The organism is Leucobacter aridicollis, assembly GCF_024399335.1.
GTDB lineage: Bacteria > Actinomycetota > Actinomycetes > Actinomycetales > Microbacteriaceae > Leucobacter > Leucobacter aridicollis_A.
This window is the reverse complement of sequence record NZ_CP075339.1, coordinates 3012899-3036030: the sequence shown is the minus strand read 5'-3', so window position 1 is coordinate 3036030 and position 23132 is coordinate 3012899. Positions and strand designations below refer to the sequence as shown.

Below are 23132 nucleotides of genomic sequence, written 5' to 3'. Positions count from 1 at the left end.
CGGTATGACTTCCAGGACCCCGCGTACGCACGGGCGCCAGACACGGCATGGGCGTCGCCCGATCCGCTCGTCAATCACTGGACCAGCGCTCGCGAATCCGCAGAGCAGGGTGAAGAAGTTCGAGTCTGACGCTCGCGGCGCGGTCGAGTTCTTGCAGCGAGCGTTCCCCGAGGAACTCCACGGCGTGCAGATCGGCTTCCAAACCGTGCCTGCTGCCGCAGGCGAGAGCTCAATGCCGATGCTTTACTCGATCGACCGAGACGCAGCAAGCATCATGCTCTATCGAATGCCGATTCAACGCAGCAAGGGGCTGCACGTTGATGACGACGAGCACCGTCGCTACTTCATTGAGCACTGTGTGTACCGTGCTGTGTGTGAGTACCTGGGACGTGAACCTTGGGAACTGCTACCCGGCAGGTTTGACCACTTCTAGGCTTTCCACCCCTTCCGAGGGGGCTGGTTGCACGATTACCAGGCCGACCGGTCATAATAGGCTCATGAGCGCACGAATCCTCGTAGTGGATGATGACAGAGCACTCGCTGAGATGCTGAGCATGGTGCTGCAAGGAGAAGGATTCCTTGTCGAGCATGCCTACGACGGGTTCGAAGCCGTTGAGCAGTTCCGTGCGACGCGCCCTGATCTTGTACTCCTCGATGTGATGCTGCCAGGACTCGATGGGATCGGTGTCTGCGAACAGATTCGTGCAGAATCCGGGGTGCCCATCATCATGCTTACGGCCCGCACCGACACCCGCGACGTCGTGCGCGGGCTCGAGGTCGGTGCAGACGACTATGTCGTCAAGCCGTTCAACCCTGCAGAGCTCATCGCTCGGATCCGCGCTCGCCTCCGCGAACCGCAGGAAGATACGAACGAAACCCTCATGATCGGCGACCTGCACATCGACGTCGCCGGCCACGAGGTGAAGCGCGGCGACGAGGTTATCGCCCTCACACCGCTCGAGTTCGATCTCCTCGCGATTCTCGCGCGGAAGCCTCAGCAGGTGTTCACTCGTGAGGTACTGCTCGAGAAGGTGTGGGGCTACCAGTACAAGGCCGATACTCGTCTCGTGAATGTTCACGTCCAGCGGCTGCGCGCGAAAATCGAGATCGATCCTGATCGCCCGGCGATCGTGACGACCGTGCGCGGGGTTGGGTACCGTGCTGGTGCCCGCGCAGAATAGTCGCTCGCATGACTGAGCCAAGGTCGCGCGGTCGAATGCAGCGGACTTGGCGTCGCCTGAGGCTGCGGTGGATCAAGGCGACTCAACCCGTGCTCGGGCCCTTCCGCGCACGGTGGGGCCGGTCGCTCATGCTCCGCACGATGACGATCACGGGTCTCGTGACTGGCGCGATGATCGCGATCGCCGGTGTGTTCCTGCTCACGAGCGTGAGCAACGACCTGTTCTCGTCGCGCCTCGAACAATCGTTGCAGGACTCAGCGCGCGCAACGGTGCAGGCGCAGCGCATGATCGACTCGTTCGATCCCGCCGACAGGGGCGGCCTGCAGTCACTGCAAACCTCTGTGCTTCGAACGGTGCAGGACACGTCGTCGAGCCAGATGATCTACATCAGGCGCCAAGAAAACCAGGCGCCATTTCCCGAGCTATCCCCGGTGGCGAGTACCCCATCGGCGCTCGGTCAGGCAGTGAGCGAGGAACTCGCGGAGGCTGTGCTTGTTGCTGAGGAACCCCAGTATTGGCAGGCAGTGACGTTTCGCGACGGCGAGGCGAAAGACGCACCTGGCATAGTCGTTGGCTCGTCCCTGAAGTTCCCGGCGGGCGCCGGGGTGTTCGACCTGTTTATCGGATACGAGCTCTCGGCGACAGCGGAAACGCTCTCGTTCGTTCAGCGCACGCTGTTTGTCACGGCGGTAGGGATGATGCTGTTCATCGGACTGCTCGTTTGGGTGATTTCTCGGATTGTCTTCCGCCCGATTCGCGTGGCAGCAGACACGAGCCGGCGGCTCGCAGCAGGTGAAGCGGATGCGCGCATGCCACTGCAGCACGACGAGCATTTTGATGTGTTGTCTGAGGGATTCAACGACATGGCCGACACGCTCCAAGCCCGCATTCAAGAGCTCGACGACCTCTCAGAGATGCAGCAGCGTTTCGTGTCTGACGTGTCGCACGAGTTGCGCACGCCGCTCACTACTATCCGGCTCGCGAGCGAGGTACTCAGCGGGCAGCAGAACTCCCTAGCGCCGGGCCAACAGCGTGCCGTCGAAGTGCTGAGCACGCAGGTTGGACGGTTCGAGTCGCTCCTCACCGACCTGCTCGAGATCTCGCGCTACGACGCCGGGCGGGTGACGCTTGAGACTGAGCCCACGAACCTCGTCCACCTTGTCGACGAGGTCGTGACGTCGCTCAGGCCGCTCTCATCGAGCCTGATCGAGGTACGGCCGCTCGGCGGCTACACGCCCGTTGACGTCGACGCGAGGCGCATCAGACGTATCGTGTCGAACCTCGTCGGCAACGCGATCGAGCACGGTGAGGATCGGCCAATCGTCGTTACAGTCGACTCGAACGCCCACGCAATTGCCGTTGCGGTGCGCGACTGGGGAGTGGGCATGGACGCTGACGACGTCGACCACGTCTTTGACAGGTTTTGGCGCGCTGATCCCTCACGCAAGCGCACGCTCGGCGGGACCGGACTCGGCCTCGCGATTGCTCGAGAGGACGCCGCGGTCCACGGCGGATTCCTAGAAGTGTGGTCGGCGAAGGGCGTTGGAACGAGCTTCCGGCTCACCCTGCCGCGCGGTGACGACGTGACAGACTTTGTGTCGCCGATACCGCTCATCCCCGAGGACGTCGCGGGCGGAGCAGACGTGCGTGAGACAACAGGTGGTTGGTTGAAACGCCCATTCCGTCGGAGCATCAAGACGCCAAAGGAGGGCCGCTCATGACCAAGCGCAGGATCAGACGCATGTCGCGTGCCGGCCTCGGATTCGCCCTCGTCGCAACCCTGACGCTCAGCGCGTGCGCTGCGATCCCAGGCTCCGGTGCGGTGCAGCCGGGACTCACTGACATCAATCAAGCTGAGCAGGCCCTCCAGTTCAGCGCGTTTGGGCCGTCGGCCGGCGCGACACCCGAGGAGCTGGTTCGCGGGTTCATCACAGCGGCACGCTCACCGATTGACGACTACTCTGTCGCACGCGAGTACCTCACACCCGAGTACGCCGATCAGTGGGATCCATACTTCGGTGTGCTCGTCTGGGAGGGGTCGCGTCCGTTCAGACAAGACGGCGACGCGGCAGGCATGCTGATGCTCTCTGTCGTCGCCGAAGTCGACCCTGAGGGCCGGCTGCTGCTGACTGAAGCCGGCGAGAGCACCGAGCTCCGATTCGAGTTCACACGTGTCGGCGATGAATGGAGGATTTCGTCTGCCCCCGCTGGCGTCATCCTTGACCGCGCGACCTTCGACGCGATCTGGTCGCAACACCAAGTGAACTTCCTTGGTGCCGGCGACCGGCTGGTGCCCGACACCAGATGGTTCCTGTCGCGGGCTGCGCTCTCGACGGAGATCGTGAACGCGTTGCTCGCTGGCCCGAGTGAACGGTTTGAGCTTGTCGCTCGCTCAGGCTTCCCCGAAGGGACCTCACTCACCAAGAATGCGGTCACCGTCGAAGACGGGCTTGCGCGGGTCGATATCAAGGGCGAGGGATTGAATAACCCCAAGGCGCAAGAAGAGATGCTGCTCCAACTCCAGACCAGCTTGCAGAGCGTCTCGGGCGTGAACCGGGTCGAGCTGCTCATCGACGGGACACCGGTCAAGGGAAAGCCGCAGGCAGTCGCGCCCATGACTCCGTCGCAGGTGGGAGCCAAGCTCGCGGGCGTGCAGAACGGAAAATTTGGCGTCTTTACGGCGTCAGGGATCGAGCCAGTGATCGGGATTAGCCCGGTCGTTGAAGAGCTCGCTGGCGACGCGATTGCGCTCTCGCGTTCCAAGACCGTCGCTGCCGTGCGCACCAAGGCGGGAGTACACATCGTCTCGCAAGGGTTCACAGCTGTCGTCGACAGCCGGAAGGACGCGCTGGCGCCAAACGTCGACGACGACCTGTGGACCTGGTCGCTCTCAGCATCAGCGCCAACAAAGATGCACGTCGCGAACGCCTCGGGGGAGCAACACGACATCGTCATTCCCTGGCTCGAAGGGCTCGACGTGCGGGCTGTGGGTATCGCGCCGGGTGGCAGCATGATCGGCGCGCTCGTTGACGACGGTGGCAAGAGCTACGTGCTTGTCGGCGGGATCCTCAGGGAAACCGATGGCGGAATGCCGACGGCGGTCACTCCGAAGGCAGACATCGAGCTGTGGGCGAGTGGCGAGGCGCTCGACTTCGACTGGATCGATCAGAACCGGTTCGTGGCAGTCACCTTGCAGGGGAGCGCAGGGAAGGTCACAGTCGGTGGGCCGGGAACTTTTCCAAGCGAACAGGGATCAGTGCCCGAGGCGGAGGAAATCTTCGGTGGCGGCAACAGGGCCCAGATTAGAGTGCTCACCCAGAATGGGGAACTGTTTGCGCCCCAGGGAGCGAGCGGCTGGCAACGCGTCGCAGCCGACGTTGAAGTGATCGCAAAGCGCGGCTAGTTCGCTCCACAGGAGGAGTTGGGGCAGGCGGCGGCCGAGGTTGTCCACAATCTGACGGGGAGCCCGCCTCGCAACCACTTGCCAGACGAAACTTGGCTCATGCCGAAACGAGAAGTTGCCGCCCGTGGGGCTCCGGCCGAAACTGAGGCCCAGAACATTGCTCCTGCCAGGGGCTCGCGCTTGACGGGAGCCCTGGAGTGGCTGCGAGAGCTTGGGCTCGACCTCCTCGCGCTTGTCTGGCCGAGTTTGTGCGTCGGATGCGGCAGGCAGGATCGAGAGCTCTGTTCTACATGTGCCGTGGAGGTAGCAGACGCCCCACCTGACGAAGTTCATGCGATCCCAGCACTCGGGGTGCCAGGCTTCGCCGCTGGAGCGTATGAAGGGATTCTCCGGGCGGTTCTGCTCGCCTATAAGCATCGCGGCGCATACAGTTTCGGGCCAATGCTGGGACCCCGATTGGCTGTGCCGCTTCGCGCCGCGCTCGCCGCAGAACACCACAGGCAGCGTGCGCTGGATCGCGGCGCTGGCGACGCACTCCCGCGGGCACCAGTCTGGGTTCCCCTCCCGTCTCGAAAGCGACGCGAGCGTGAACGAGGGTACAGGCACGTCGACGTGATGCTGCGTGCCGGGCTGCTGTCGGGGCGGCTGCCAGGTGAACGCCTTCGCTTGTTAGTGCCGAGACGTGGCCGCGTCGGGCAGGTTGGGCTCGACTCTGCTGCGCGAGAGCGAAATGCAAGGCTCATCAGGGTTCGCCGCGATGCGGAGCGAAGACTCAACGGGCGGGGCGTGATTCTTGTTGACGACATTGCCACGACCGGCGCGACGCTTCGGGCGGCGATCGCCGTGTTCGAAGCCGAAGGCGTCCCTGTCGTCGGCGCTGTGACACTCTGCTCGGCGGAGCGTCGCGACGCGCCACAAAAAACAGAGTGGAACCTCACAGGCGAAAGGGGGTAATGTTCGAGAAAGGCGTAGTGGTGCGCCACACCGGCCCACCCGCCTGAGTCACCTGGGAGGTCGTCATGGACGTCAGCATCCACGGACGAAATGTCGAGATTACTGATCGCTTTGAACAGTACGTTGAGTCAAAAACCGAGAAGGTAGCAGGGTTGCTCCCGAAGGCACAGGCCTTCGAGGTACGTGTATCGCGCCTCAGTGACAAGAGCCCAAAGCATGGTGACCGGGTTGAGATTACGCTGATCGGCCCGGGCCCGGTGATTCGAGCCGAGTCAGTGGGGCCAGACAAGTACGCCGCTTATGACATCGCCTACGGTCGCGTGCTCGAGCGCATCCGCCGCTCGAAGGATCGTGCGCAGGACCGCCGCGGCCGGGGTCGGACTTCGCTCGGCGACGCGGCAGCGAATGACTTTGCTGTGGTCGACCTGCAGCCCGCTTCAGCCGAGATCATTGACGCTGTCGCGACAGGTTCGGTACCCGTCGTGGCTGAGGCCGAAGAGGCGTACTCGCCTGTCGTTATCCGCTCGAAGGAATTCCCGGCGGAGCGACTTCCGGTTGAAGATGCAGTCGATCAGATGGAGCTTGTCGGCCACGACTTCTTCCTCTTCATCGATGCCGAGACTGACAAGCCGAGCGTTGTCTACCGCCGCAAGGGTTGGAACTACGGCGTGCTGTCGCTCGCAGACAGCTAGGCACCCCGACAGCTAGTCACGCAGACAGCTATTCAGCAGGAGCTACTAGGCGGCCGTCCCCATTCGGGGGCGGCCGCCGCGTTTGCGCCGGTCGCCACATCCACACAGCCTGGGATCTACAGTCTCAATGTCGATTTCCGAGGATTTCTGCAGTTCTAGTGTCGATTGCATGCGAAGGGCGTGCCTCTGCGGGCGCTTGACCTAGTGCTGGAAGGCAGGCTTGCCCGAGCGCGCTCGGCGGGTCTCGATACCCCAGCGAGTGACGTTTGAGAACGCCTCCCACATGATTCGCGTCGACATCTTCGACCGGCCTGTGGTGCGTTCCACGAAGGTGATGGGAACCTCAGCGACGGGAATGCCGAGCTGCTCGATGCGCCACGCGGTCTCGACCTGGAAGGCGTAGCCCTCGGAGTCGATGGTCTCCAGTCCGAGCCGCTCAATGCACTCGTGTGAGAGCACGCGGTAACCGCTCGTGAGGTCCCGCAGCCGCGACCGCAGCGCAAGGCGGGCGAACGCGGTCCCTCCGCGCGACAGCAGTCGGCGGTGGCGCGGCCAGTTCACGATCTTGCCGCCGGGCATCCACCTGGTGCCGATTGCGAGGCCGGCCCCCGCGGCTGCGGCGTCGAGAAGCGCCGGGAGCTCGCCAGGTTGGTGTGAGCCGTCGGAATCCATCTCGACGACATAGTCGTAGCCGAGGTCGATTGCGAGGCGAAACCCGGCAATATACGCGGTACCAAGGCCACGCTTGCCATCGCGGTGCATCACGGTCACACGAGGCTCTACGTGTGCGATGTCGTCTGCGATCTCGCCGGTACCGTCAGGGCTGTTGTCGTCAATAATGAGCACGTTGGCGCCGGGCACGGCGTCGAGCACTGTCGCAACGACTCCGCGAAGCGAGTCCCGCTCATTGAACGTTGGCAGCACGACGAGGACGCTCGTGTGAGTCACGCTCTCTGGGACGATTGGATGCTGCACGTGCCAATCATTTCAGACCGAGTTTAGAAAACGCGAGGGGCCGGGGCCAGCCACTGCGGCTGGCCCCGGCCCCTCAGACGTGGTTAGGCTGCGTAGTTCGCGCGCAGGATCGCGCCGAGCTCTGCGTCGACGTTTGTCCAGTACTGGAAGAACGCCTCGCGGATGCGATCAACGGTAATTGCCTGTGCCTGGCCGCCGAGCACCTCGTGGAAGCGTGCCTTCTCTTCTGCCGAGTAGACGTCGCGGTAGAGCGTGCCTGCCTGGCCGAAATCGTCGTCGTCAGCGCGCAGCGTGTGAGCCGAGCGAACGAGGCTGCCGTCGGCCTCCCAGCTCGCCTCGACACCTGCAACCGGATCGGCAACCGGGCCGCCAGCCTGGCCGTACGAGTTCGGCGAGTAGGTGCGGTGCTCTGCGCTGTTGAAGTGGTAGCGCATGCTGCCCTCGTGCTGGTAGTTGTTCACCTCTCCGGCATGCGGCTGGTTGACAGGCAGCTGGTTGAAGTTTGCACCGATGCGGTGGCGGTGGGCGTCTGCGTACGAGAAGACACGAGCCATCAGCATCTTGTCGGGCGAGATGCCTGTGCCGGGAACCTGGTTACCGGGCGTGAACGCGGCCTGCTCGATCTGAGCGAAGAAGTTCTCAGGGTTGCGGTTCAGTGTGAACGTTCCGACCTTGATGCGCGGGTAGTCAGCCTTTGGCCACACCTTCGTGAGGTCGAACGGGTTGAAACGGTAGGTCTTTGCCTCTTCATAGGGCATGACCTGCACGTAGACGTCCCACGACGGGAACTCGCCTCGTTCGATGGACTCAAACAGGTCGCGGCGGTAGTAGTCGGCATCCGACCCTGCGAGCTTCTCTGCCTCTTCGGGCGAGAGGCGCTCGACGCCCTGCTGGGAGATGAAGTGATACTTCACCCAGAAGCGCTCGCCCTCGGCGTTGATCCACTGGTAGGTGTGTGAGCCGTAGCCGTTGAGGTGGCGCCAGCTCTTCGAGAGGCCGCGGTCACCCATGAGGTAGGTGACCTGGTGAGCCGACTCGGGCGACAGCGTCCAGAAGTCCCACTGCATGTCTGCGTCGCGCAGGCCAGACGCGCCGAGGCGCTTCTGCGAGTGGATGAAGTCGGGGAACTTGATGCCGTCGCGGATGAAGAACGTCGGCGTGTTGTTGCCGACGATGTCGAGGTTGCCCTCGGGCGTGTAGAAACGCAGCGAGAAGCCACGTACGTCGCGCCAGGTGTCAGGGGAGCCCTGCTCACCAGCGACGGAGGAGAAACGGATGAGCGTCTCTGCCTTGGCGCCGGGCTGGAACACTGCAGCGCGAGTGTACTTCGAGACGTCCTCGGTCACGACGAACTCGCCGAACGCGCCGCCGCCCTTTGCGTGCGGGTTGCGCTCAGGCACGCGCTCACGGTTGAACGATGCGAGCTTCTCGAGGAGGTAGTGATCGTGCAGTACCGTGGGGCCGTCGGGCCCAACGGTGAGCGAGTGCTCGTTGTCTGCGACGGGGGTACCCGTCTGGGTCGTCAGGGTTTTGTTCTCAGCCATGATGCCTCATTTCGTGGGGGTTGAGTCGGATGGAAGTCTGGATGTGGTGAACAGCTAGGTGCTAGTCCACGGGCACACAGTCGGAACACAGGCCGTGAAAGGTGACCTCGGCCGCTTCGATCTGGAAGCCATGGTCTTCTGAAGGGGTCAGGCACGGAGCCGCGCCAACTGCGCATGGGACGTCTTCAAGGCGTCCGCACGACCGGCAAAGAAGGTGGTGATGGTTATCGCCAACTCGTGCTTCGTACCTAGCGGAACCGCCTGCTGGCGTGACGCGCCGCACAAGGTTTGCCTCAACGAGGGCCGTGAGAACGCCGTAAATGGCTTGCAAGGATGTCCCTGGCAGATCGTCCTTCAGGCGGTCGTAGAGTTCGCTCGCGTCAAGATGACCGCCCGGCTGCAGCGCCTCAAGAACGGCTCGACGCGGCGCGGTTGAGCGCAGGCCAACGGCGTTCAGTCGTGCCGCCGATTCGGTGGCGGGGGCGGTTGCGGGCATGTTTCCAGTGTAGCCCTTATTTTGAATCATTCAAATGAAGGGAGGAATTCCCAGCGCAATGCACACAGCCGTTGCTAAGCTGAGGAGTTGTCACAATTGGGCAACGACGATGCCCTGCCCAGCAGCTCATCGCGCACTACCGTACAGGAGACACAACGTGGCGACAGTCCTCGAGAAGATCCTTCGCGTCGGCGAAGGACGCACGCTCAAGAAGCTCGAGCGGTTGGCCAAGACGGTCAATGATCTCGAACCCTCGTTTGAGGCCCTCACCGACGAGGAGCTGCGCGAGGAGACAACTGAGTTCAGGAAGCGACTTGAGGCTGGCGAGACGCTCGACGACCTCCTGCCAGAGGCATTCGCCGCCGTCCGCGAGGCCGCGAAGCGCACAATTGGACTTCGCCCATTCGACGTCCAGGTAATGGGTGGCGCGAACCTGCACCTCGGCAACATCTCCGAGATGAAGACTGGTGAGGGTAAGACCCTCGTCGCAACAATGCCGTCATACCTCAACGCGCTTGCAGGCAAGGGCGTGCACGTCGTTACAGTCAACGACTACCTCGCGAGCTACCAGTCTGAGCTTATGGGCCGCGTCTTCCGCGCGCTCGGTATGACAACCGGTTGCATCATTTCGGGCCAGGACCCAGTCGAGCGCCGCAAGCAGTACGACGCGGACATCACCTATGGCACGAACAACGAGTTCGGCTTTGACTACCTCCGCGACAACATGGCGAGCACCTCGGCCGAGCGGGTCCAGCGTGGTCACTTCTTCGCCATCATCGATGAGGTCGACTCGATCCTGATCGACGAGGCGCGTACCCCGCTCATCATCTCGGGCCCGTCTTCCGGAGAAGGCAACCGCTGGTTCGGCGAGTTCGCCCGGATCGCGAAGACCCTTGAGGCCGGCGTCGACTACGAGGTTGACGAGAAGAAGCGCACCGTCGGTGTGCTCGAGCCTGGCATTGAAAAAGTTGAGGATCACCTTGGTATCACCAACCTCTACGAGTCGGTGAACACCCCACTCATCTCGTTCCTCAACAACTCGATCAAGGCGAAGGCCCTGTTCACGCGCGACAAGGATTACGTCGTACTGAACGGTGAGGTGCTGATCGTTGACGAGCACACGGGTCGCATCCTTGCAGGGCGTCGCTACAACGAAGGAATGCACCAGGCTATCGAGGCGAAGGAAGGGGTGCAGGTCAAGGCAGAGAACCAGATGCTCGCGACAGTCACCCTGCAGAACTTCTTCCGCCTCTACGACAAGCTCTCGGGCATGACGGGTACCGCTGAGACTGAGGCCGGCGAATTCATGTCGACCTACAAGCTCGGCGTCGTTCCGATTCCCACGAACAAGAAGATGCAGCGCATCGACCAACCCGACCTCGTCTACAAGAACGAGGAAGCAAAGTTCGCTGCGGTCGTCGACGACATCGCGGAGCGGCACGCTAAGGGCCAGCCGGTGCTCGTCGGTACCACGAGCGTCGAGAAGAGCGAATACCTCTCGCGCCAGCTCGCGAAGCAGGGCGTCCGCCACGAGGTACTGAACGCGAAGAACCACGCACGCGAGGCCGCGATTATCGCCCAGGCGGGTCGATACGGTGCCGTCACTGTCGCCACAAACATGGCAGGCCGCGGTACCGACATTATGCTCGGCGGCAACGCCGAGTTCCTCGCTGTGCAGGAGATGACTGCGCGCGGGTTCTCGACTGAGGAGGATCCGGAAGCCTACGAGGGAGCTTGGGACGAAGTCTTCGAGGCAGTGAAGGAAGCCGTCTCGACCGAGGCTGAGAAGGTTCTTGAGGCTGGCGGCCTCTATGTGCTCGGCACTGAGCGCCACGAGTCACGCCGCATCGACAACCAGCTTCGCGGCCGCTCTGGCCGTCAAGGCGATCCCGGTGAAAGCCGCTTCTACCTCTCGCTCGCCGACGACCTCATGCGTCTGTTCAACTCGGGCGCGGCAGCCGCCCTCATGAACCGTGACGGCTTCCCCGACGATCTCGCAATCGAGTCGAAGATGGTGACCCGCTCGATTCAGAGCGCGCAGAGCCAGGTCGAGGCGCGCAACGCTGAGATTCGTAAAAACGTTCTGAAATATGACGACGTCTTGAACCGTCAGCGCCAGGCAATCTACGGCGACCGTGCCCAGATCCTCGACGGTGAGGCGATCGAGGAGCGGGTGGTCGCGTTCCGCGAGCAGACGATCGACGCGATCCTTGACTCACACGGTGCCGACGAGAACTGGGACTTTGACGCGCTTTGGTCAGATCTCAAGCAGCTGTACCCGATTGCTCTCACCGTTGACGAGGTCGTCGCCGAGGCGCCGAACGGGCGCGTCGACAAGGCGTTCCTCCGTCGCGAGATCCTGTCCGACGCAGAGGTCGCCTACGCCGCCCGCGAGGAGTCGCTCGGCTCTGAGGCGATGCGCGAGCTTGAGCGACGGGTTGTGCTGACGACAATTGATCGCCGCTGGCGCGACCACCTCTACGAGATGGACTACCTCAAGGAGGGAATCGGCCTCCGCGCGATGGCGCAGCGAGACCCGCTCGTTGAATACCAGCGTGAGGGCTTCACGATGTTCGAGGGCATGATGGGCCAGATCAAGGAAGAGTCGACCGGCCTCCTCTACAACCTCGAAGTCCAGGTGCGTCCGAACGAGCCTGGCCACGAGGGGCATGTGCACCTCGAGGGTGGCGGACTCGACGAGCAGACAAAGCCCGACGAGACCCAGCTGAGCTACACGTCACCCGATGTTGACGGCACCCCCGAGGTGAGTGGCGCTGGAGTCAATGACTCGCAGGCCAAGAAGCGCGGCTCCAAGCAGCCGGCGCAGCCCACCGCGCGAGGCGCGTTTGGCCAGCAAGTTCCCGCCGATGAGGCTGGCCCCGCGAACCGCGCCCAGCGTCGCGCCAAGAAGAAGTAACGGCCGCGTACCCGCGCTCACTGTGACCACGCATCGATTTTCGATGCTTCTCTGGAGGAAATACACCCATGTCGAATGACACAACGTCGCGACTATCGAAGAACGAGCGTCGCACGCAGGCCCGCGAGCAGGCCCGGATCGCTCGCGAGGCCGAGAAGAAGCGCGAGAAGCGCCGTCGCCTGTACGTTCAGGGAGGCGTCGTGCTCGGCGTTATCGCGATCCTCGCGATTGTCGGTCTCGTGCTCACGCAGTCGCTGAAGCCCGCAGGACCCGGCCCGAAGAACATGGCTTCTGGTGCGGCCGTGTTCACTAAGGATCTGAAGGTTGTACCGTCTGCGGCGCTCTCGGACCCGAAGGCAGAACGCGTCGCACCAGAGACCAACCGTGACGAGCTGCCGCTCGACGTGACCGTCTATGTCGACTACATGTGCCCCGCGTGTGGCAACTTCGAGGCGCAGAACGGCGTCATGCTCGAGAACTACGTCGGCTCTGGCGACGCGAATCTCGCGGTGTACCCGATCAACTTCCTCGACGGACAGTCGCTTGGAACGAAGTACTCGACACGCGCGGCGAACGCATTTGGCTGCGTTGTTGAGCAGCAGCCAGATGTTGCATTTGAGCTGCACAAGCGTCTCCTCAGCCCCGAGGTTCAGCCCTCCGAGGGCACCCCTGGTCTCGACGACAAGGAACTGCTGAAGCAGGCTGAAGCGGCCGGTGCGGAGCCGACCCAGGAGCTGCAGCGCTGCATCCAGGAGCGCCCATTCGGAGGGTTCTTCAGTGAGAATTACACCGCCGCAAGCGAGGGAATCTGGGGCCTCGCCGAGGGGCAGCGCCTGCTGCAGCCGCAGAGTGCAACCGAGCTCCAGCCTGAGGGTAAGCCGCAGCGCCTCGTGTCGACCCCGCTCGTGCTCGTGAACGGGCAGCAGTGGAGCGAGGGCCGCGACGGTTCGCTCGAGACCTTCATGTTGAAGATCAAGGGTGAGATTGAGCAGGCCGGTGCCGCCGAGGTGGCAACGGACTAACAAAATTCCGACTATGATCGGTAGGGGCGGCAGTAGCCGCCCCAGACGCCTCCTTAGCTCATCTGGTAGAGCAGCAGCCTTGTAAACTGCAGGTGATCGGTTCGAGTCCGATAGGGGGCTCAGATGAATGGCTCCGCTTCGGCGGGGCCATTCTGCGTTTGGCGGCCTATGTGTGGGCCGGGCGTCGCATGCGTACGGCGGGAGTAGACTTGGGAAAATGGCTCGTTCCAAGTATCAGCTCGCAGCAGCCCTTCTTGGCTCCGGCCTTGCAGGCATGCTCGTCGCCCTGCAGTCGAGGATCAACGGCGGATTCGCCCAGGAGATCGGCAGCGGCTACCTTGCGGCCGCGATCTCCTTCGGAGGCGGCCTCGTGCTCATCGGGGTCGTGCTGATCTTCTCGCGGCGAGGCCGCGAGGGACTTGGAAAGATGCGTGACGAGGTATCTGCAGGCAGGCTTCCGGTGTGGGCGCTTCTTGGCGGCATTGGTGGCGCAGCGTTTGTGCTGATGCAGGGCCTCATAGCGCCGCTCACAGGCGTTGCGCTCTTCACCGTGGGCATCGTGGCCGGGCAGGTCTCTGGCGGGCTGCTCATGGACAGGTTGGGGCTCGGGCCTGGCGGTCGGATCAACGCGACGCCCACGCGCCTCATCGGTACCACGCTCGCGATCGTCGCCGTCATTGTGACGGTCGCCGCGAGCCTCGACGGAGGGCTCGTGCTGCTCGTGCTCGTCCCTGTGATTGTCGGTGCAGGCATGGCTGCCCAGTCAATGGTGAACGGGCTCGTCAGGGCTGCGGCAGAGAGCGCAGTGACTGCGACGTTCATGAACTTCGTTGTCGGTACGGCAGTGCTCGGAACCGTGGCGCTCGTGTCCGTGCTCGTTAACGGCTGGCCCACGAGGTGGCCGTCGGAGTTCTGGATGTATTGCGGCGGCGTCGTCGGCGTGATCTTCATCGCAGTCGCGGCGATGCTCGTTCGCAGGGCAGGAGTGCTGCTTTTGAGCATGTCAAACGTGGCGGGTCAGCTCATCGCTGCGATGCTGTTTGAGATCGGTTTCCCGCTTGCGGGAGGCCTCACCCCAGCCCTAGTGCTCGGAACCGCGATCGCATTCGTCGCGGTGATCGTCGCGGCGTTGCCGAGCAAGCCGCTCGGCCGAAACTAGGCTGCTGGGCCGTCGAATCCGAGGGCAAGCGAGTTCATGCAGAACCGATTGCCTGTCGGGGTGCCGAACCCGTCGGGGAACACGTGGCCGAGGTGCGACCCGCAGTTGGCGCAGCGCACCTCTGTGCGAACCTGCCCGAGCGAGGTGTCTTCGAGGAGCTCGACGGCGTCGGGGTTGATGCTTTCGTAAAAGCTCGGCCACCCACAGTGCGACTCAAACTTGGTGCCGCTCTGGAAGAGTTCGGCGCCGCACGCGCGGCACGAGTAGAGTCCGTCGCCCCACTGTCCGAGGAGTTCGCCGGTGCCGGCCCGCTCGGTAGCTGCTTCGCGCAGGATCGCGTACTCGTCGGGAGTGAGGCGCTCGCGCCACTCGCTCTCGCTGAGCTGGAACGGGTAGTTGCCTTCGCCAATGGCAGTCATGGTGACCTCCGAGGATCTTCGTGTGGTTCAAGCATACGCGTCGTGAACTGTGCGCAATTTGCACGAAAACTCGCTCAGGTCTGATCTGCAGCTTGCATCATCAGACGATATTCGTCAGACTATTCACCGGAGATTGAGCTTAGGGCATCCTTAGTTCGATCCGATGTATCAGGCGTCGGCGTTTTGCCGTGCCCAGGTTCTGAACAAGGAGTGCTTACGCATGAAAGTCACTGAGCGCCGAAAGGGTAAGTCGCTCATCGCGACGTTGACCTCGGCACTGCTCGTCGCAAGTGGCCTCGCTCTTGCCCCGACGGTGGCCACCGCGGCCCCCGCAGCAGGAGAGGGCACCGTATCCGGCGCCACCCTCGAATGGGGAGTCAAGGAGTCGTTCCGCAACTACATTGCCAGCGTGATCGCCAAGGGGCAGGTCACGATGCTCGGCGGCGCCCAGAAGACCGGCTCCGGCACGTTTAGCTGGGCTGGTGGTTCAGGAACGGCTGCCGCCGACGGAAGCGCGGCAGACGTGGCCTTCGCAGCCGGAGACGGTGTTCACTTCCAGGGGCACAGTCTGAAGGTCGAGGGAGAGGACCGGTACGTCCTCGACGCGGCATTCTCCGCGCCGCACATTGTCGTCACTTCAGCGACCACTGCTGAGCTCCGCATGGACGTCGAAGGCTACGAGTTCAAGAGCACCACGGAGATCGGTGCTCCATACAGCCTGAGCGATGCGGCGATCGCGACGTTGGAACTGCCCGCCCCGACTGTCGCAGGCGACGTGCGCACCTGGACGAACGCCCCGGCGAAGCTCACGGCTGATGGCGCGATCGCATTCGGCGGAGGCGCGTTCTACAAAGCTGGCGATGCGCTCGACCCCGTCACGTTCTCGCTGCCGGTGACCGTGAAGGTCCCAGCCGAGGAGACCACGACCTCACTCACCGCTTCGGCATCCTCGGTTACCGAAGGGGACAGCGTAAAGCTCACCGCGACTGTCGCTCCTGTGGCCGCCGCAGGAACCGTGGCGTTTGCGGCGAACGGTTCGCAGCTCGGAGCCCCTGTTGCTGTAACCAACGGCGTTGCTTCGCTCGACGTCAAGACCCTCCCCGTCGGGTCGGCGAAGATCACGGCGAACTTTGTGCCGACCGACGCTGATGCATTTACAGGCTCGGCCTCCGCAGAGGTCACCGTCGACGTCAAGGTAAAGCGCGACCCGATTACAGTGTCTGTTTCAAAGGCAACCGGGATCGACCCGGATGGCGAGACAGTAACCGTAACGGGTACAGGGTTCCTCCCCGATGCTCCCGCGACCAACGGCACTCGTCAGCCGCTCGCTGGCAAGTTCGCAGGCGCCTACATCGTATTCGGCTCGTTCGCTGAGAACTGGGAGCCCTCGAAGGATGCCCCTGCGAGCGCACGCGTGGCGCTTGACACCAAGTGGGGAGTGCACGCAGCCGACGTCGCAACGATTGGCGGCGCAGCCCGCGGCGGTATCGAACTGAAAGCTGACGGAACGTTCTCGACGACCCTGAAGCTGACAAAGGATGAGGCGAAGGAGCTAGAGGGCGGCCGCTACGGCATCTACACCTACGCTGGTGGTGGCGTGAAGTACGCTCCGTTCGAGTCGTACACCGAGATCACATTTGCCGTCCCAGCCCAGGACACCACTGTTGAGGTTGAAGCGTCCGCTGCGTCGCTGGTGTCGGGTGACCAGGTCACGCTGACTGCTGCGGTTTCGAAGGGCGTTGCTGGTTCGGTGCAGTTCAAGAGCAACGGCAAGGCGATTGGTGAGCCCGTCGAGGTGCAGAACGATTCGGCTGTGCTGAAGACGAACGATCTTGTTGAGGTCGGCGCGAACGATGTGACTGCTGAGTTCACTCCCGCGAACACTGATGCGTACAACGCGTCGACGTCTGCTGCGGTGTCTGTTGCTGTGACTGAGCGTCCGACTCCGAAGGTGACTGTTGCCAAGACTTCCGGGATTGATCCGGCTGGCGAGACCGTGACCGTGACCGGTACGGGGTTCTTGCCGAAGGCTCCAGTGACGAACGGGCAGTACCCGCCGTTCGCTGGGAAGTTCAGCGGCGTTTACGTGGTGTTCGGTTCGTTCGCTGATCAGTGGGCTCCGTCAACAAACGCTCCGTCGTCGGCACGTAAGACGTTCGACACGAAGTGGGCTGTGCAGGCTGCTGAGCTGCCGACTATCGCTGCGATGGGTGGCGTTGAGTTGAAGGCTGACGGTTCGTTTGAGACGACGCTGAAGCTGAGCAAGGACAGCGCGAAGGCGCTTGCCGATGGCACGTATGGCGTGTACACGTACGCGGGTGGTGGCGTGAAGTACGCTCCGTTCGAGACGAAGACTGCGGTTGAGTTTGCTCCGGCGCACGAGACCACTGTTGAGGTTGAGGCGTCCGCCGGTGCCCTTTACGCAGGTGATTCCATTGAATTCACTGCCACCGTGCCGACTGAGGTCCCCGGTGCCGTGCAGTTCCTGAACAACGGCGTCGTACTCGGAGATGCGGTAGAAGCAGCTGCGGGTAAGGCAACGCTCAAGACCACAGCACTGGGCGCAGGCTCGAACGCCGTGACGGCGAAGTTTGTGCCGAGCAACACGGACGTGTTCGCCGCCTCAACCTCCGAGCCAGTGAGCATCACGCTCGCCGCGCAGCCGGTGGCGCTGATCAACGGCGCACCGAGTGGCAAGGCGAAGATCAATCCTGGCGAGGCTCTCGAGCTCAAGATCGGTCCGTTTGTGACCGATACCGAGTTCAAGATCGAGATCCATTCGGACGTCGTCGAGCTCCCGGAGCCCATCGCCACGGACGCTGACGGCTTTGTGACGGCGACCTGGACCGTGCCCGCCGACTTCGAAGTCGGAACGCATGACATCGTCGTAACCGACAATGAGTCTGGTCGAGTGTTCGCTTTTGAGAACGCCTTTGAGGTTGTCGCAAAGAGTGTCACGGGTGGCGAGACAGAGGGCGGCAATACCGGCACGACCACTCCTGGAACTGACCCAGGCAAGGGCGCGACCGGTGGAGACACGGGCAAGGCTCTTGCAAACAGTGGCTCTGCTCCGGCAACCGCAGCGTTCGTCGCAGCTGGCGCGCTCCTGCTGCTCGGCGCTGGAGTCATTGTTCTCCGTCGACGCCAGGGCGAAACCGCAGAGTAGCGTCTCTCGTTGGCTCTGCAGGCGTGTGGTCCACCCCGTCGGATATCGACGGGAGGGGCCACACGCCTTCGGTTCGGGAACAGCCGCCCGACCCAAACAGTCTTCTATCCACCACTGCATCGGGCGCATTGCGGCTCGGACACTTCGAGGTCCATGGCTCGCGCTTCCGGAGGGATTTAGCGTGTCTACCCACCACACCGAAACACTATCTGGCCGTGCCACCGCCCGGGATCGCGTACGCCGTGTGCTGGGCGGCGCGCTTGCGATCGCGCTCGCTCTTGGGGCTTCCCTGAGCGCTGTCGTAGCTGATGCAGCTCAGGCGGCAGCGCCTCGAGGTGCGGTAGCCGGGGCATCACTCGACTGGGGCATTAAAGAGTCGTTTCGAAAGTACATTGGCGGTCCAATCGCCCAGGGCAGCATCGTGATGCTCGGGTCAACGGCCCCGACGGCCTCGGGCAGCTATCACTGGGGTGAAGGGTCGGGGGAGAGCGCCGTCGATGGCTCTGAAGCCAACGTCAGCTTCGGCGTGGGCAACGGTGTTCAATTCCGCGGGCACTCGATGCAGATTGACGGTCAGAGCGTCGCCGTGCTCGACGCCGAATTTACCAATCCGCGCGTGGTTGTCACCTCGCCCACAACGGGCGAGGTGCGCATGGACGTACAAGGCTTCGAGTTTAAGAGCACGACTGAACTCGGAGAGCCGTTCTCGTTGATTGACGCTCCAATTGCGTCACTCACGCTTCCACAGCCAACGGTCGACGGTTCCACATTGACGTGGACGGATGCCTCGGCTGTGCTGACCGAGGAAGGATCTGTGGCCTTCGGTGGCGGGGCGTTCTACGCCCCGGGCGAGGCTCTGGATCCGGTAACCTTCACACTTCCCGTTGAGGCGGGCCCGAACACCGGCGGTGAGAATCCAGGTGGTGAGAACCCAGGTGGTGAGAACCCAGGCGGTGAGAACCCAGGCGGTGAGAACCCAGGCGGTGAGAACCCAGGCGGTGAGAACCCCGAGGTCGTGCAGACCGGCGTCAAAATGAACGAGGCGAGTACGACACTCGTTTCCGCCGGAAAGCCCGCGACATTTATTGCGGATGTCAGCCCCGAGAACGCCTCGGGCTCAATCCAGTTCTTGGTGGACGGCAAGCCACTTGGTGCGCCGGTCGAAGCGCAAAAGGGCCGTTCGACGCTGCAGACTGCTGAACTCAAGTCAGGAACCCACACAATTACGGCTCGTTTCGTTCCGGCGGACCCGAAGGCTTTTGCCCCGTCCGAGTCGACCGCGCACTCGGTGCGCGTCACTGCGGCGTCTGGGGGAACGAGCAAGATCGAGAATGCGACACTTGAGTGGGGCGTTCGCGAATCATTCCGCAAGTACATCTACGACTTCACGGCGTTCAAGGGACGTGCTCAGCTCCTTGGCACGACCAAGCAGCCGCAATCCAAGGGTGCATATTTGTGGTCGGGTGGTACCGGAACTGCGGCAGACGATGGAACCCGGGCGAATGTCGGATTCGGCTCAGGCAACGGTGTACATTTCCAGTCGCACCCAATGACTGTAGGTGGGAAGACCGTCTACGCTCTCGATCTGAAGTTTACGAACCCGCGTATCGAGATCCTTTCCCCCACTAGCGGCCGGCTCCACATGGATGTCGATGGCTACACCTTTGAGGGGATGGAGAGCGTCGGCAAGAAGTTCACTCTGCGCGACACCCCGATGGCGCAGCTGTCGTTGAGCGTACCGAAGCTTGACACCGACTCCGGGCTGCTCTCCTGGTCGAACGTGGGCGCTCGTCTCACCGCGGAGGGCGAGATTGCGTTCGGGGGCTTTTACGAGAAGGGCTCAGAGCTCGATCCGCTGAACTTCTCGCTGCCAGGGGACTTCACTGTTATTGACAGGCAGCCAACGAGTGTCACGCTCTCGGCAACCCCTGCCTCTGCGAAGGTTGGTGCAACTGTTACGTTCACCGCAACCGTGAATCCGCGGATCGACGGGAAGGTGACGTTTAGCTACGGCACGACCAAGCTTGGCTCGCCGGTCAGCGTTTCGAACGGTGTCGCAAAGCTTGCTACTACCAAATTGCCGGAGGGCGTCTACACAGCGCAGGCGCTGTTTGAACCTGCCGACAGTGAGAACTACTCCCACTCAAACTCGAACTCCGTCAAACTGACAATTGACTCAGCAGCAAAGCCGGTGACTCCAAAGCCAACCGCTCCGCCAGCTGCACCGGGTGCAGGCTCCTTGAAGTGGGGTATCTCGTCGCAGTTCGCCGGCTACACGACGGCAAGGTCAAATACTGCCGCCTGCCCAACAGCGGGCAAACACTGTGCTGGCGGCGAGATAGCAACCAGCGGTGTCGGCTCGGGGTACCTCTTCCCGCAGGCGGGGAGTACCTGGAACGCGAAAAACCACACAGGGACGGTGAACTACACCGGGTCGGTCTCCTTCAAGGGCTATGGGACGACAATGTTCAGCGTCATCAACCCGACGATCACTGTAACAGGGCCCGCAACAGCCACTCTGACCACAGGGTACTCGGGCTCGTACGGGCCCAGCTCTGTGCAGCTCGACCTGTCCAGGGCCACGAAGACCGTCGGGTCTGGCGGTGAGGTCACCTGGTCAAATGTTCCCGTGGTTGGAAGTTTGATGGGTTTGTCCGCGAGCCAGTCGATCGCTTTTGACGCGCTCTCCTTCACCGTCGGTGCGGCGAGCAAGGTGAGTTACGGCTCGACAGTCGCAGGTAAGGACGCCAAGGAAAAGCGTGTCGCGGCAGCGACGCCTCCCACGACCGAGGGCCTGACGATTGTCACCGACAAGGACAAGCTCGTTCCCGGCGCACGCATCGAGATCCAGGCCGCAGGGTTTGACCCTGAAGACGAGGGAGTGCTCGTGGTGCTCTACTCGGATCCGATCGTGCTTGACGAGGAGGCGACTGCAGACAAGTTTGGCGTCGTGCACTGGACTGGCAAGCTTCCCGACGACATTCAGCCGGGCGCACACGTGCTCACGCTGCAGGGAAGCACTGATGTGGGAGCGAAGATCACGATCCTCCCGAAGGACGCGAAAGCGAAGAAGTCGGCTGAAGAACTTGTGGAGGTCACCACCCAGCCGCTCGCCGCGGCGACGGGCGCGGGACCTGTGCTCGGCGCCGGCGGATCCGGAATGGCTCTCTGGGAGTGGTGGGTCGTCGCGCTCTCGCTCGTCGCAATCGCCGGCTGCACCACGACCCTCGCCGTCCGACAGCGGGCAGCCAACCGATAGCCCCTACGGCTTCAAACGATGTGGCGCGGCTTGCGGGATCGCGGTCGCCGACGAAGGAGAATCACAGTGAAATCACGCGCAGCCTCTCGACTTAGCGCGGCCGTTTCGGGCGCGGCAGTCGTCGCAGCCATGCTCGTCGCACCTGCGGCCGCACAGGCGCTGGCACCCTCGAGCATTGCGCAGTCAACTGCCGCCCCAGCGGGCACCGGCAGCTGCGAGATCACCGGTGGCACGCTGAAGTGGGGAGTCAAAGCGAGCTTTCGCTCATACATCAGCGGCTCGATCGCGAACGGCTCCTGGGAGCCAGGCGACGGTGTGACCTACGAGACGCCCGAGTTCACCTGGACGGGTGGGGCCGGCGAGCTCGACCCTGCGACAGGCGTCGGTGAGGTGTCGTTCGCAGGATCGGTGCACTTCACCGGGCACGACGGAGTTCTCGACCTCACCCTCGCGAACCCGACGATCGAGTTCGAGGGTGATGGGAACGCTGCGCTCATGCTCGACGCGAAGAGCACAGATATGGAGGGCAAGGTCACCGTCGACACGGCTCAAGAGTGGGTTGGCGAGCTCGTCGCACCGGCAGCAGTCGCACTGCAAGGCGAGAAGCTCGAGATCAGCGCAATGCAGGCATCCCTCACAAACTCTGGCGCCGCCGCCTTCGCCGGCTTCTACGAGGCCGGAGCCGAACTCGACCCCGTGACGCTCAGCCTTGAGACCACCGGGTGCGAGGCGACCGCCACAACCGCCACAGAGCCGACTGCGGAGCCTACGCCCGCGCAGCCTGCCGAGGAAGCGACTCCAGTTACGGCTGAGGCCCGCATTCCATGGCTTCCGATCATCGTCGGCGGCGCAGCGCTTGTTGTGATTGCGCTCACGACGGGAATGCTCATCGGCGGGCGAAAGAAGAAGCCTCAGGAAGGCGGCGAAGGATCGGCCGAGGCGCAGCCAGGCGGCGACCCCGAGTAGCGGTCTCCGGAGGCAAGGGGCGGGGTGTAGTCGTGGGGGCTACGCCCCGCCCCTGAAAGTATGCAGGAGGCTGCTGCTACTCTCGTTTCAGGCTGCGCTCGCGGCCCGCAACACTAGGAGCACCTCTTGACCCGACGCACTGCATGTCGCGCGCTCACCGCCGGACTGACTGCCGCGCTTCTCGGAGGCGCCCTCGCCTCCGCCTCGGCCATGCCAGCCCTCGCGCGGCCCACTGAGGGCGGCGCGCTGCATACGACTGCAGCTACCGCGGGGGAGTGTGCTGTGGGCGAGGCGGAGCTGCGCTGGGGCGTCAAAGAGCGCTTCCGTAACTACATCAGCGGCTCGATTGCGGGCGGTGAGTGGGTCACAGAGGGCGGCGTGACCTACGAAACCCCACAGTTCACCTGGCCGAGCGGCACCGGAGGTGTGCGCGAGGACCTTTCGGGCGGAGCAGTAACGTTCCCCGGGAGCATTCACTTCACGGGCCACGGCGGACTCATGCAGTTGGACCTCAGGAACCCGCAGATCGTATTCACAAGCCCCAAAACCGCAGAGCTCGTGCTCGAGATGGCCGCCTCTGACGTTGAGGGCGGCGAGCTTGTATTCGAACCCGTGACCGCGGCAAATATTGACATCGCTGGCGCGCACACAGGAGACGGCTCGAGCTATTCGATTGAGGCGGCTCCCGTCCATCTCACCGAGGCTGGTGCGGCGGCCTTCAACAACAAGTACGGCGACTACTCTCCAGGGGAAACATTCGACGCGCTCGCGGTCTCGCTGACGCTCCCCGGATGCGCCATCACCGTGTCGACAGGAACTGCCGCACCGCCCGAGGAAGAAGTGCTGCCGGGCGATCCCGCTGGTCAGGCCGGACCCGAGATCCCATGGGTGATCGTTGCCCTCGGCGGCGTTGCTCTCGTCGGCATCGGGGTAACAACAGTGCTGTTGCTGCGCGGGCGCAAGCCCGAGAAGTAGTCCG

General features: G+C 63.1%; 17 protein-coding genes and 1 tRNA gene. 14 read left to right on the top strand and 4 right to left on the bottom strand.

Annotated elements, in window-relative coordinates; translation table 11 throughout:
* Window positions 1-4 precede the first annotated feature (4 nt).
* From KI794_RS13640 to hpf, 6 genes are all read left to right on the top strand, one after another.
* Window positions 5-433 carry a metallopeptidase family protein gene (locus KI794_RS13640; protein ID WP_255808410.1) on the top strand — a complete coding sequence of 143 codons (429 nt, stop codon included), beginning with the start codon at window positions 5-7 and terminating at the stop codon, window positions 431-433.
* Window positions 434-497: 64 nt separating this feature from the next.
* Entirely contained in the window at window positions 498-1181 is a 684-nt protein-coding gene (gene mtrA, locus KI794_RS13635; protein WP_121076900.1) for an MtrAB system response regulator MtrA, read from the top strand.
* Between the two features lie 8 nt (window positions 1182-1189).
* Window positions 1190-2902, top strand: a complete 1713-nt coding sequence (mtrB, locus tag KI794_RS13630) for an MtrAB system histidine kinase MtrB (protein ID WP_255808409.1) — start codon at window positions 1190-1192, stop codon at window positions 2900-2902.
* The gene (locus KI794_RS13625; protein WP_119282831.1) at window positions 2899-4584 is read left to right on the top strand and encodes a GerMN domain-containing protein; all 1686 of its coding nucleotides are present in this window, start codon (window positions 2899-2901) and stop codon (window positions 4582-4584) included. The genes mtrB and KI794_RS13625 overlap by 4 nt, the downstream gene beginning before the upstream one ends.
* A gap of 99 nt (window positions 4585-4683) precedes the next feature.
* Window positions 4684-5538, top strand: coding sequence for a ComF family protein (locus KI794_RS13620; protein WP_255808408.1), 855 nt, complete (start codon window positions 4684-4686; stop codon window positions 5536-5538).
* A gap of 65 nt (window positions 5539-5603) precedes the next feature.
* The gene (gene hpf, locus KI794_RS13615; RefSeq protein WP_119282833.1) at window positions 5604-6230 is read left to right on the top strand and encodes a ribosome hibernation-promoting factor, HPF/YfiA family; all 627 of its coding nucleotides are present in this window, start codon (window positions 5604-5606) and stop codon (window positions 6228-6230) included.
* Window positions 6231-6431: 201 nt separating this feature from the next.
* Here hpf and KI794_RS13610 read toward each other — a convergent pair whose 3' ends face one another.
* From KI794_RS13610 to KI794_RS13600, 3 genes are all read right to left on the bottom strand, one after another.
* Window positions 6432-7205, bottom strand: a complete 774-nt coding sequence (locus KI794_RS13610) for a polyprenol monophosphomannose synthase (RefSeq protein ID WP_255808407.1) — start codon at window positions 7203-7205, stop codon at window positions 6432-6434.
* Between the two features lie 83 nt (window positions 7206-7288).
* Window positions 7289-8749, bottom strand: a complete 1461-nt coding sequence (locus tag KI794_RS13605; protein ID WP_119282834.1) for a catalase — start codon at window positions 8747-8749, stop codon at window positions 7289-7291.
* A 61-nt stretch (window positions 8750-8810) separates the two neighbouring features.
* Window positions 8811-9245 (bottom strand): Fur family transcriptional regulator, encoded by a 435-nt coding sequence (locus KI794_RS13600; protein ID WP_119282835.1) that lies wholly within the window; start codon window positions 9243-9245, stop codon window positions 8811-8813.
* A 157-nt stretch (window positions 9246-9402) separates the two neighbouring features.
* Between KI794_RS13600 and secA the strand changes: the two genes are divergently transcribed.
* The 4 genes from secA to KI794_RS13580 all read left to right on the top strand — a co-directional run bounded on the left by secA (window position 9403) and on the right by KI794_RS13580 (window position 14343).
* Complete coding sequence (secA, locus tag KI794_RS13595; RefSeq protein WP_255808406.1) at window positions 9403-12162, top strand: preprotein translocase subunit SecA; 2760 nt, start codon at window positions 9403-9405, stop codon at window positions 12160-12162.
* A 68-nt stretch (window positions 12163-12230) separates the two neighbouring features.
* On the top strand, window positions 12231-13184 hold the full coding sequence (locus tag KI794_RS13590; protein ID WP_119282837.1) for a DsbA family protein: 954 nt from the start codon (window positions 12231-12233) through the stop codon (window positions 13182-13184).
* A gap of 47 nt (window positions 13185-13231) precedes the next feature.
* Window positions 13232-13304 (top strand) — tRNA-Thr (locus KI794_RS13585).
* A gap of 97 nt (window positions 13305-13401) precedes the next feature.
* Window positions 13402-14343 carry a DMT family transporter gene (locus KI794_RS13580; RefSeq protein ID WP_255808405.1) on the top strand — a complete coding sequence of 314 codons (942 nt, stop codon included), beginning with the start codon at window positions 13402-13404 and terminating at the stop codon, window positions 14341-14343.
* Here KI794_RS13580 and msrB read toward each other — a convergent pair.
* Window positions 14340-14762, bottom strand: coding sequence for a peptide-methionine (R)-S-oxide reductase MsrB (gene msrB / locus KI794_RS13575; RefSeq protein WP_255808404.1), 423 nt, complete (start codon window positions 14760-14762; stop codon window positions 14340-14342). The genes KI794_RS13580 and msrB overlap by 4 nt on opposite strands.
* Before the next feature lie 220 nt (window positions 14763-14982).
* Between msrB and KI794_RS13570 the strand changes: the two genes are divergently transcribed.
* From KI794_RS13570 to KI794_RS13555, 4 genes are all read left to right on the top strand, one after another.
* Window positions 14983-17928: an HtaA domain-containing protein gene (locus KI794_RS13570; protein WP_255808403.1), complete on the top strand. Its 2946-nt coding sequence runs from the start codon at window positions 14983-14985 to the stop codon at window positions 17926-17928.
* A gap of 181 nt (window positions 17929-18109) precedes the next feature.
* On the top strand, window positions 18110-21187 hold the full coding sequence (locus tag KI794_RS13565; protein ID WP_255808402.1) for an HtaA domain-containing protein: 3078 nt from the start codon (window positions 18110-18112) through the stop codon (window positions 21185-21187).
* Window positions 21188-21253: 66 nt separating this feature from the next.
* Window positions 21254-22153 (top strand): HtaA domain-containing protein, encoded by a 900-nt coding sequence (locus KI794_RS13560; protein ID WP_255808401.1) that lies wholly within the window; start codon window positions 21254-21256, stop codon window positions 22151-22153.
* A gap of 126 nt (window positions 22154-22279) precedes the next feature.
* The gene (locus KI794_RS13555) at window positions 22280-23128 is read left to right on the top strand and encodes an HtaA domain-containing protein (protein ID WP_119285021.1); all 849 of its coding nucleotides are present in this window, start codon (window positions 22280-22282) and stop codon (window positions 23126-23128) included.
* The last annotated feature ends 4 nt before the right edge of the window (window positions 23129-23132 follow it).